Origin of the sequence: Legionella gresilensis (assembly GCF_900639865.1) — a bacterium.
GTDB classification, from domain to species: Bacteria; Pseudomonadota; Gammaproteobacteria; order Legionellales; family Legionellaceae; genus Legionella_C; species Legionella_C gresilensis.
Genome location: NZ_CAAAHX010000018.1, coordinates 26,194 through 36,775, shown reverse-complemented (window position 1 = coordinate 36,775; position 10,582 = coordinate 26,194). Strand labels below are relative to the sequence as shown.

Here is a 10,582-nt window from a genome sequence, read left to right as displayed (position 1 = left end):
GGAGATTGACACGATCATTGGCAAAAACCGTAAACACGCCGTGGTTTCAATTGTTGAACGAAAGACTAAGTTTACTATCCTTAAAAAGGTTAACCGAAAGACTGCTGAAAATGTAAGCTTAGCCACGATAGATGCTTTAAAACCATATCTTAACTCGGTTTTATCCATTACAGCCGACAACGGTTCTGAATTTGCTTACCATGAAAAAATAGCCGAGCAATTACAGGCTGATTTTTTCTTTGCTCATCCTTATTCATCTTGAGAACGTGGACTTAATGAAAATACCAACGGACTGGTACGCCAATACTTAAAAAAAGGCGCAACCTTTGAATCCATTACTGACGAATACTTAAAAACAATTATGGCTAAACTCAATGACAGACCGAGAAAAACATTAGGCTTTCAAACACCAACTATGTTATTTTTGGCTCAAACAGATGACGAAGAAAGTGCGGTTGCATTAGCGGGTTGAATCCGCGCATGTTTAAATTATTTTAGGTCTGATTACTGTGGTAATCAGACCTTATTGATAATTTACTTACTGTTAAACAGCTACATTACTATCCCATCTCATAAAATTTAAGTGCTTTTTATTTTTTCTATCTGTAAAATAAAAACTTTGAAAAAGGATTTAATAATGGCAATTACCATTGGCGTAATCAGAGCGGCACTCCAAAAATATGATAATGAGACAGGTCCTGTAAGTTATTATGGATCATCTCTCTGGGGTGAACGAAATGGTGTTAGTGAGCTTCGACAATTTATAACCACACTGCCCTTAGAAAACCGAGAATTGGTGCGGCAAGAAAAAATAGCGCTTGCAGAAATCCTTATTAAGGTAAACTCTGTTAATAAACCTCGACATGATGCGCTATTCAATGGCTTAAAAGAACAGTTTGGTTTAGAACAATTGCAGGCATTTAAAAGACTAAAGGAAAATGATCTTGTAAGATCATATTTTGATACAGTTTATTCCCATGAAAATCCTGTTAGTGCAGCGAGAGCAATCACTCATTTTAAAAAAATTACTAAGAAAGAAATTGATGTTAATTTGAGAGAAGAAAGATTCCCAGATTTACTCTATAAAAAAGACCCCTATAAAGAGATAAAATCGCAAACTTCAATGGTCAGAGCACTAAAGTATTTAGAAAAATGCAATTTGAATACGACAGAAAACAACAACAAAATTCAGGAACAGCCGATACCTCTTCAGAAAGCACTTAGAAAGTGTATAAATAATAATATTTTAATTGATCAAAATATTTTATCACTTATTGAAAATAGTAAAGATCCAGTAGATATGGCTAGTGCCCTTATAGATCTTTTTAAACATAAAAATAGCGAATATAGAAATACCATTTTAGAAGAAGCAAAAACATGTAATGATCCTAATTTTATTAGAGGTGCTCTTATTTTGTTATCTAATAAGAAAAATCCATTCGATAAAGATGCTCTACAGCTACTAAAACAATCGGAGGATCCATGTATAGCCGCAAAATTAATTGTGCTAAAAGAAGTAAAATCTAATATAGATGATATGAATAAGATTTCCTACTCTGCTTTAAGAGGAATGCTATTTGTTCAGGGTAAAGCTATCAAAGCGCCTGAAACTTTACTTCAAGAAGCGGAAGATAAATTAAAAGAAAGCCTAAAGTATCATTAAAAAATAAATATGATGTAGCAGTATTATTACTAATAGGTCTGATCTGATTAGTTTGCTAATCAGAACAATACAACTATTAATCTATTTATTAACTCCTGGTAGTGTCCCACAAACACATAAATATATGAATATAAAATATAATGTTAACAACCTTATTTTCTTTATTCATCTTTGAAAAGCAAATTATTATACTTACATGAAAATTTAATTCTTTTTACGGAAGAGTAGAATCTAAGGTTGCTAAATTCTTCGATTTAGTAAAAACTAAAAATTGAGCAAGCATCATGTATTTTAAGCAAATCCTTGTTGTCAGAGAGACGCGTGAGTATGAAAAACGAATTGCTTTAACACCGCATATTGTAGCGTAATTAACTCAGAAAGGTTATCGAATTTTAGTCGAAGAGGATGCTGGATTAAATGCAGGATTTACTAATGCTGAATATATTCAGGCTGGTGCCGAACTATTTTTTCTTTCTGAATCTGGATTTCCCGCTAACACATTCATTGTTAGGGTTTTACGGCCAAGTAAAGAACGAGAGCTGATAGAAAAATCGTTATACCATACTAATACTGCAATGCTGGGATTTGTTTCCAATATTCATATTGCTTCCTAGCAAGCACTAAATTTGACCACACTTTCATTTGATTTGTTTAAAAGATTATCTATACATGATAAGAAAAATGCCCAAGCAGCTATGAGCCGTATTGCTGGAAGATTAGCTCTTAAAGATGCATTAAAGCATTGTAATAGAGAAAAAATATAACACTAACGATTATAGGTGCAGGTGCTGCTGGCCTAAGCGCAGCTTTTGAGGGAATAAAATATGGAATTAAAGTACAAATATTTGGTAGGAAAGAGGGCTTACGAAAAGAGTTAGAAGCAGCTGGAGCTAGTTATTATGTCCTACCGGTAACAGTAAACGAGCAAAAGCAGTTTATTAAAGCTTATCTAAATGATTCAAATATTGTTATTACTCCAGCGAGTGAAGCTGGAAAAAGCACCTTTACTTATAGATAAAACCAGCTTAGATCGCTTACCTCCTAAAGCAGTTATAGTAGATCTTGTTATTAGTAATGGTGGTAATGTACTTGGAAGTAAGCATGATCAAGTTATTACCTTAGACAATGATAAAATTCTTGTTAATGTATCTGGATATCCTAAAACTGAACCAAGAGCTTCGAGTGAGATTTACGCACAATGTGTATTTCATCTATTAACTGAAATTATGTCGCCTGTAGGTATAGTTTCATTTGAGAACGAATTCATACAAGAAATATGGGTTACATATGACAAGCAACTTCATAAATGTCTATATAGTGACTTTTATCTATCACAATTAGCATAATAAATTTTATCCCAAAAACACATAATGTAGCATTATATCATATATTGATATATATCATGATTTGATATATAATTTTTTTTATGAATTGGACAATAAAAATAACAAATAAAGCTGCCAAACAAATTGAGAAGCTTCCTAAATCGGCTAAGGCTACCTTATTGCTTTTGCTTCGGGATATAGAAAAAAGTGGCCCAAGCACAAGTGGTAGCTGGAAAAATTATGGAAAGTTAAAGGGCATGATAGGTGATAAACGCCATTGTCATTTAATGAAAGGTAAGCCAACTTATGTTTGTTGCTGGGAAGTTGTCGATAAACAAATAAAACTTATTGAGGTGTATTATGTCGGAACGCATGAAAAAGCCCCATACTGAAGCTATTGCTATGGTTACCTGGCATGGAGAATATTATGCATTACCAGTAGGGGTTATTGAGAAATATAAAGTTAAAGGAAATAAAAATAATTTTTCTATTGATGATATTTTTGGCGAACTTATTGATGAGCATGGAGAGCCTGGACTTTTGCTAAAAGGATTAAGGCATCGAGAGGGCTTAAGTCAAATTGAATTTGCTAAATTACTAAATATTTCCCAGACTAATTTATCTGCTATGGAAAATGGTAGACGTGCCATTGGTAAAGAATTTGCGAAACGGATAGGTGAGCAATTTAATATCGATTACCGAAATTTTTTATAAATTTAATAAGAAAGTAATAATGAGACATTTCAGCTTTGAGTATTGCTCATAAGCCAATAAGTCTAATTACTGCACTAGACTTATTAGTAGAATAGCTTCAAAACAAAGATATATTTAGTAAGTGTCCCAAAAACACAGGTTACTTACTTTACCAAATTATTAATTGAATTAAGATACAGTTAATTTATTAGTCATTTTTCAATAATAGAAGGTAAAATTTTGGGATTTTCTAATGGCGCATAATGAGCTGAATCAGATAAGTATGGCAGAAGAATGAAGCATCTCTACCAGCATCTGCTTGTAATTTAATAATTTCTTAACCTAATTGATTTACAATTAAATAAATTGATCTTGTTAGCTCAGATATGCAATCCACTCATAAATCGCTAATTAATTTACGTAACGCATTGAGATATAAAGAAAACAAAATAGGATTATGCCATGGATTTTCATTGCGATGGTTAGAAGCGGCCTTTTTAGGCGATAAAGAACTTAATAAGTTTAATAAACGTATTAAATATATTAAATCGGTACCAGTCAAAAAAATAATAGAATCTATCGAAGCAGCACAAGCTAAAAGAGGACAAAACATTACGAAAAAAGACTACGCTTTAATGGATATTTTAGTCTTTTTTGATAGTTTAGAAATTTTTCACTCTCCCGAGGAATACTCACCTTTATTTGGTCGAAACTCTTGTGTAAATACTAGAGAGACAGAACTAACATCGGGCCTGGCTTCATCAAAAGCCATCGAAGAACAAGGTGGTTTAACAGAAATTTATTCTGAACCTTTCATTTTTAATGAAGAGGAATTAAAAAACTACTTAGATAATTTATCTGTTTTATTTGAAGAACAAGCTCAAGCTAGTGCTTCTCAAGAGCCAATAGGTTTCCTATTAAGTAATTCCGCCCACACTGTAGCTCTTATTTATACTCCTGGTCAGGGGTTTACCTATCGAGATATTAACCAAGAAAAACAGATATCAACTACGAGAGATCATACTGACATTGTTAATGCTATAAGAAAAGGCTTTAGAAATAGCGGACCATATAGTGCCTTTAATACAAAGATAATTTTAACTGCAGATGATAAGCGCCGAGATAGTTTGCAACAAAAGTTAGGTTTGTTTAAGCAGGAATATTCTCTCACAAAAGAGATAGCTCATCGTGAGGCGGAAGGTATAAATTTAACTTATATTGCAGCGCAACATGGCTGTAGCTCGCTGCTTACCCCATTAAAATATTTCGAAGTAGATTTTAATAAAGCTGATAACGATGGAGTAACACCAGCTATTATAGCTGCTCAATTTGGAGATGCAGCGTTTATTGACCAATTAGCATTTTGGGGCGCGGATCTAAATCAAGCAGATAAGAACGGTACGACTCCAGCTTATATTGCAGCCCAAGAAGGCCATAGCAATATTATTGCTCAATTAGGGTTTTGGAGAGCCAATTTAAATAAAGCAGATGCATTTGGAACAACACCTGCTTATATTGCTACACAAGAAGGTCATGTTAATGTAGTTAAGGAATTAATAGCTTGTGAGGTTAATTTTGATGAACCCCTATTAGAAACTAAAACCGAATTATTACAATTTGCTAAGGAAAAAGGAGTGGAGATAGAAAGAAGAATGGCTGATTTTTTAGCAGGTTATTCTAAAGAAAAAGTTGAAATTAGGCCATATGACATTGCTCTCATTATGGGACATCAAGAAATTGCTAATTTAATAAAAATATATGTAAGTAATCAAAATGATGAATCAGTTATAAATGATTTTAAAGCTCCTAAAGAGCTATCCACTATAATAGACAAGAAGCGAGGGCACTCAGATAATATGTTTTTCTCTCATAATTTAAAAGACGTTAGTAATATTACAGAGCAGGATAAAAGGATAAAGATTAGCTAGATTAGCAACCTTTAAATTGTTATTTAAAACTCGTACACATATAGTCTCTGATATGGTTCTTAAATCTCATTAATTTTTTAAACACTAATAAAGTTTTCCAAATCAATGTAGTTCTATATTGGTACACCTTATGAACCAATAGTATGATTATTGTATTATTTGAATTTAAGTTTTAGTAAGAATAAATAAACGCCAGTGTATTTGATTATGTCCCAAAAACCCATATTTTTTGAATATTATCTGAACTTGAGTATAAATTAAAATATGGATTATTGCTGATCTTAAAGTGCTAAGGCTAGCAGAAGGTAAAGGATTTTCACATGTTTAATTTCACCTTGTTCATTTTGGCAAAGCCAAGTAACGCTGGAACATCATTTTTCTTCCTAAATTGACCCGGTAAAAACTACCATAAATTGTAAATTGTTCTGAACATGATGGTTAATGCAGCGATAATTGTGGCCAATTTTTGCCGCCAGGGTAATAAGCTGGTAACAATAATATGCCAAAATTGTTTTAATTTGATCTAGTTGATTAAAATTATATATAATTGATGAAATTGTAAAACCTTGAGATTGATTATGAAAAGTATATATACTGAGGAATCTGATAAAAGCACTGTAAAACAGGAACAAAAATATACATGCAAATCATATTTAGCAAAAATAGAGCAAAAACTTTCCATACCCAATCTTGAAGCAAAACCTTTAGCAAATTTTTCGTTTTATCCTTATGCTAATGATATTCAAAAGCTTTACTTTGATACTTATATCTCTAAATTTAATACACTAGTTAAACAAAGATTTTTTCCTCATCCTGACACCTTGAAAAAAGCTATAGGATTAATAGTAGGCAATGGTTATATACTGTCTTTACTGCCTGATTTGGCCGTAGACGATATTATTTTAATTGATATTGAACCTGCCGTTCATCATTTTATTTTATTTGTAAAAGATTTAATTTTAAACACTGAAGCTAAAGATTTTGTACAAGCGCGTGCTGATATAATAACGAAAATAAATCACTATTGTGAAAAAATTAAATCATTTAAGTTACTATCTGAAGAAGATACACTAGCATCCGAAATAAAGGCATTGGGCGATAAGCATTTTCTAGCTAACGAAGAGCGGTTTAATCAGTGTAAAAAAGCATTACAAGAAAAAGATTTATTACCCATTAAGTTAAATATTTTAGATTATAAAGCTGTTAATAAATTGGCGGAATTGATAAAAGAGCAAGAAGCAGTAATTTCTTTTATTAATATTACTAATATGGGCGACTATGACCGATTTCGGGCGCTACCAGACATTTTAGCATGTCTGCCCTTAGCAAAAGAATTTGTTATCATATCTACTTCTTTAATTTCTACTGCTAACCAGGAAGAGCTATTCCCTCGTAACTGCCTTATAGCTAATAATCTGGAGCAATTAGAAGAAAATTTATCTTATAATTACAAACGTAATAGTAGATAGGCGATATTATTTTCGCACTTATAAAGGTATGTATAGGTTTCCTGTAGCTTTTTTCAAGCTAAATGGATTACCTTTTAATATTAGAAATAGTGAATTAGCCATATTGAAAACTACTTCAATATTATGTCAATTATAAAAGTGTCCCAGAAACCCATCTTAAGTAAGTAAACAGAGCCATTTTACCTCTAACGATAGTAATTAAGGGCAGCTTTAAGGTAACGTAGCACAAAAGGTTTATTTAACTTATTTATCAGTAGATTTTTTTATACCATAAATTATACTCAAGCGTTTCTATTCACAAAAATAAAACATGACCAATACAGCTGTATTAACTGATCCGCTTTCATCTGAGATGTTGAATTTTGAAAAAAATATTGCCTATTTTTTTGGCGTAGAAAACCCTAATAAAGTTGCACACCATTATATCCAAGCAGTAAAAGAAATAGAACGATTAGGAACAGGCGCTGACGATCATACATTAGGTATCTATCTAATGCCTCATTTACGATCGGCATATCAAGAGATTAAAGAACAAAAACAATTGCAGTTCAATATTGAAAAAGCAGCCGAGTTAGAATTTAAATTATTTCTTGGTGATATAAGAAACTCGACTTTTGAGGATAATTACCAAGTCTTAGTCCAGCTTTATGAAACGGTATTTCAAACTAAGTCAGATAAAATCTTGAAATCTGCTATGCTCAGAGCCTTTTTATTTAAATATAAATTTACTATTTTTGAAACAACTAAACAATTAACACCTTCCGATCAAGATATCCTCTTAAAACTTGCCAAAGCTAGTGAAAGTGAAATGATGTCGCTTGAAAATGAATTAGCATGCAGTATGAGATAATGATTATTTGATAATTTAATTGATAAAGTTATTTATAAACCTACAGATGTAAGATGAGAATTTTATGTTTATTACAGAATCGAGTGTTATTGCCTAGTGTCCCAAAAACACATCTTATAGAAAAAATAAAACTTCTTAAGTTGGTAAATCAAACCTAATTTTACTCAGTCCGTATAGAACACCTTTCCTATATTTTAAGCAACCTTCGAAACGAAGGTTGCAAGAGACAATATCAAATCGCCATTAGGGTTGAAATGGATTATAGCTTGGCGGGTATTGTGTTGTTGGCTGTTGTTGTGTTGGCTTAGATTGTAAAGGGGGTTGATTAAAAAATGTATTCTGATAATTACCATAACTCGATGGATGAGGATTATTTTGCTGCGGTGGTAAATTAGTCATCGGTTTTTGATAGAAAGGTTGTTGTGGCTGATTACCCTGGCTACCGATATTATTAGTTAACGGTGGAGCTGAAGCAGTTGGCTGATTGACGTTATTAAAATAAGCTGGGTTATAAGGTGGTGGAAATTGTCCTTGAGGCATAGGTTGCTGAATTTGTGGTGGATATACTGGATTTGACATATTATTTGGCATTGAGGACTGCGGATTAACTATATGGTGTGCCAATATATCTTCTCGCTCAAACTGTTGACTTAAATGAATAAAACGTTGAGCATTTGGATTAGATTGAAAATAACGTCGATACTCTTCAATAGTAATACTACGCCCCATCAGATCATTCATCGTCTTTTTAGTAAAAGGAACAGATTCATCTAAAGCATCTAAGTCATAAGGATTAATTGCTGCAACTAACTGACATATTAACCAAAAACCACGTGTAAATGGAAATGCTGGGCCTTGATCTTTATAAACTTCTTTACGCTCACTATTAAAATCATCAAGTTCAGCGGTAAAGGGTGCTGCTTCCTCAATCTCTTTCATCCATTCTGCTTCTTCATCGTTTTCAGTACAGCTTATGAAAGTTAACGGATTCATTTTCGGGTTTGGACGATTTAAGACAAGCTTTTTAACGTCTTCCACACTAGCATCATTTGGTTCACCATCTGTGAAAGCATAATGCATCGTATTACCAGTACTTTTTGAAAATGCTTCAGATAATCTGTGATAAAGTGGCGTCCCGCCTCCCGGTTTACTACTAAAAAGTTGGCTAACTTTTTGATGGTATTCAGCAGCAAATTGTTCAGGCGTGCGACCAGCATGTGAAAATTCTAAATTTCTAGATGTGTTATTTAAAAATCCTAATTTAATTTTATTAATAGGTAGATAAGCTAACATATCTAGTATAATGTGAATTCGATCTTCAGCTTCTTCCCAGCGAGTTAGTTTACCATTCATCGATGCTCGTGTACCTTGTGGATCGCGCATTTGTTTAACTATCGGATGCGCAGCGCTCATTGGTAAATCCGATAGTGAATTCATAGAACCACTATCATCAATAATAAAATTAAGTGAATATTCTGTTAACGCTAACAGTTTATTAACTAATCCAATTGGAACTTCATACCTTGCAAAAACATTCGATAAACCATCTAATAGCTCACCTCCATCTAGTTTTTGCTGGGTTTTAAATTGGTTTAAATAGTCTTCATCTTGCATAATTTGCATTGAAGCAATAGTTGCTTCAGCGACTTGCATAGGTTTACCGGTCGCAAGCTGCTGTGCATGACTTGCATCTTGCATATCTTGAGTTGTTGAAATAATGGTTAATGCTTGAGGATTAGTAGTAGGGAGCGTACCTTGGTTTTGATGTTGTGCTTGATAGTTTGGATCAAGTTTCATGACGCCATTTTCAAAAATATACTTCGGCATATCAATTTCCTTATTTATTAAAACCGAGTTAAATCTGCCCTAATTAATGGCAAAATACAAGTTCAATTTGGTAGAGTCCTGAAAAAATTCAATTGGTTACTTTAAAAAATTCAAGCTACTTTAAGCTTCATTAGCTTATTTAAAGTAAATAGAAACAAGGCTTGTTTAAGCATTATTAGGGGAGAAAGAAAAAATTATATTAGGACTTTTGAGGTAAAGTGCAAGACGGTAGTACTAAGATACCTTTAACCTAACTCATACTACTCACTAAGCTTTAGTTAAAGACAAAATAATCTTGTTCCAAAAACCCATAATTAACTTATTCAATAGTCATTGGCGTTAAAAAGGAAAGTTGATGTATTGAAAAACAAGCCCAAATGACTTCATCACATGGTTTTTTACTTACACAGTCTAAGCGATAATTTTTTAAAATAGCTTCTTGGATAAATCCACAGCGTTTGGCAACGGAACTACTTTTACTATTATCTAACTGTGTGCAGATTGTAGGTGAACAGCTCTATACCTGTCAAAAGCATATTGTGTAATAGCGTTTACAGCTTCAGTTATATAGCCATTTCCAGAATATTGGCTATCTATCCAATAACCAATTTCGAACATTGGTACATCAGGTTGACTTTTTTCATTGAATCCGCTAGCACTAATTATGCGGTTATTCGATTTGAGTTCAATGATCATAGGAAACTCTGTCTGATCTTCTTTAACCCATTGCTGGATACCTTTTTCAATAAAATCTTCGGTTGTCTTTAAGCTGGGATCTGATGCTCAAGGCATCCAGCGAGAAATTTCTGCTAAAGAGCGGTTAATTG

Annotated in this window: 9 protein-coding genes and 3 pseudogenes; 10 read left to right on the top strand and 2 right to left on the bottom strand. The window is 32.8% G+C overall.

Features of this window, described 5'->3' with window-relative positions; genetic code table 11:
* From E1P04_RS18435 to E1P04_RS15770, 10 genes and pseudogenes are all read left to right on the top strand, one after another.
* Positions 1 to 472 (top strand): annotated as a pseudogene (locus tag E1P04_RS18435) (IS30 family transposase); the annotation flags it as partial.
* A 165-nt stretch (positions 473 to 637) separates the two neighbouring features.
* Positions 638 to 1,663 carry a hypothetical protein gene (locus E1P04_RS15810; protein WP_131783856.1) on the top strand — a complete coding sequence of 342 codons (1,026 nt, stop codon included), beginning with the start codon at positions 638 to 640 and terminating at the stop codon, positions 1,661 to 1,663.
* 389 nt (positions 1,664 to 2,052) lie between these two features.
* Complete coding sequence (locus tag E1P04_RS18430) at positions 2,053 to 2,277, top strand: hypothetical protein (RefSeq protein ID WP_131783861.1); 225 nt, start codon at positions 2,053 to 2,055, stop codon at positions 2,275 to 2,277.
* 12 nt (positions 2,278 to 2,289) lie between these two features.
* Positions 2,290 to 2,427, top strand: a complete 138-nt coding sequence (locus tag E1P04_RS17740) for a hypothetical protein (protein WP_165482822.1) — start codon at positions 2,290 to 2,292, stop codon at positions 2,425 to 2,427.
* Positions 2,424 to 3,009 (top strand): annotated as a pseudogene (locus E1P04_RS15795) (hypothetical protein). Before E1P04_RS17740 ends, E1P04_RS15795 begins: the two are co-directional and overlap by 4 nt.
* An 80-nt stretch (positions 3,010 to 3,089) precedes the next feature.
* The gene (locus tag E1P04_RS15790; RefSeq protein WP_131783854.1) at positions 3,090 to 3,380 is read left to right on the top strand and encodes a type II toxin-antitoxin system RelE family toxin; all 291 of its coding nucleotides are present in this window, start codon (positions 3,090 to 3,092) and stop codon (positions 3,378 to 3,380) included.
* Positions 3,349 to 3,702, top strand: a complete 354-nt coding sequence (locus tag E1P04_RS15785; protein WP_131783853.1) for a helix-turn-helix domain-containing protein — start codon at positions 3,349 to 3,351, stop codon at positions 3,700 to 3,702. Before E1P04_RS15790 ends, E1P04_RS15785 begins: the two co-directional genes overlap by 32 nt.
* A gap of 452 nt (positions 3,703 to 4,154) precedes the next feature.
* Positions 4,155 to 5,609, top strand: coding sequence for an ankyrin repeat domain-containing protein (locus tag E1P04_RS15780; protein WP_165482821.1), 1,455 nt, complete (start codon positions 4,155 to 4,157; stop codon positions 5,607 to 5,609).
* A 578-nt stretch (positions 5,610 to 6,187) separates the two neighbouring features.
* Positions 6,188 to 7,078: a hypothetical protein gene (locus E1P04_RS15775; RefSeq protein WP_131783851.1), complete on the top strand. Its 891-nt coding sequence runs from the start codon at positions 6,188 to 6,190 to the stop codon at positions 7,076 to 7,078.
* Between the two features lie 310 nt (positions 7,079 to 7,388).
* A complete protein-coding gene (locus E1P04_RS15770; protein ID WP_131783850.1) occupies positions 7,389 to 7,928 on the top strand; it encodes a hypothetical protein in 540 nt (179 codons plus the stop codon).
* Positions 7,929 to 8,171: 243 nt separating this feature from the next.
* On the opposite strand, the gene E1P04_RS15765 is transcribed toward E1P04_RS15770, so the two are convergent.
* Positions 8,172 to 9,755 carry a hypothetical protein gene (locus tag E1P04_RS15765; RefSeq protein WP_131783849.1) on the bottom strand — a complete coding sequence of 528 codons (1,584 nt, stop codon included), beginning with the start codon at positions 9,753 to 9,755 and terminating at the stop codon, positions 8,172 to 8,174.
* Positions 9,756 to 10,241: 486 nt separating this feature from the next.
* Positions 10,242 to 10,511: pseudogene (locus tag E1P04_RS18425) on the bottom strand (GNAT family N-acetyltransferase); the annotation flags it as partial.
* Positions 10,512 to 10,582 lie beyond the last annotated feature (71 nt).

Coding starts and splice junctions, on each gene's coding strand:
- E1P04_RS15810 (WP_131783856.1), top strand. CDS start 638: ATGGCAATTACCATTGGCGTAATCAGAGCGGCACTCCAAAAATATGAT.
- E1P04_RS15790 (WP_131783854.1), top strand. CDS start 3,090: ATGAATTGGACAATAAAAATAACAAATAAAGCTGCCAAACAAATTGAG.
- E1P04_RS15785 (WP_131783853.1), top strand. CDS start 3,349: ATGTCGGAACGCATGAAAAAGCCCCATACTGAAGCTATTGCTATGGTT.
- E1P04_RS15775 (WP_131783851.1), top strand. CDS start 6,188: ATGAAAAGTATATATACTGAGGAATCTGATAAAAGCACTGTAAAACAG.
- E1P04_RS15770 (WP_131783850.1), top strand. CDS start 7,389: ATGACCAATACAGCTGTATTAACTGATCCGCTTTCATCTGAGATGTTG.
- E1P04_RS15765 (WP_131783849.1), bottom strand. CDS start 9,755: ATGCCGAAGTATATTTTTGAAAATGGCGTCATGAAACTTGATCCAAAC.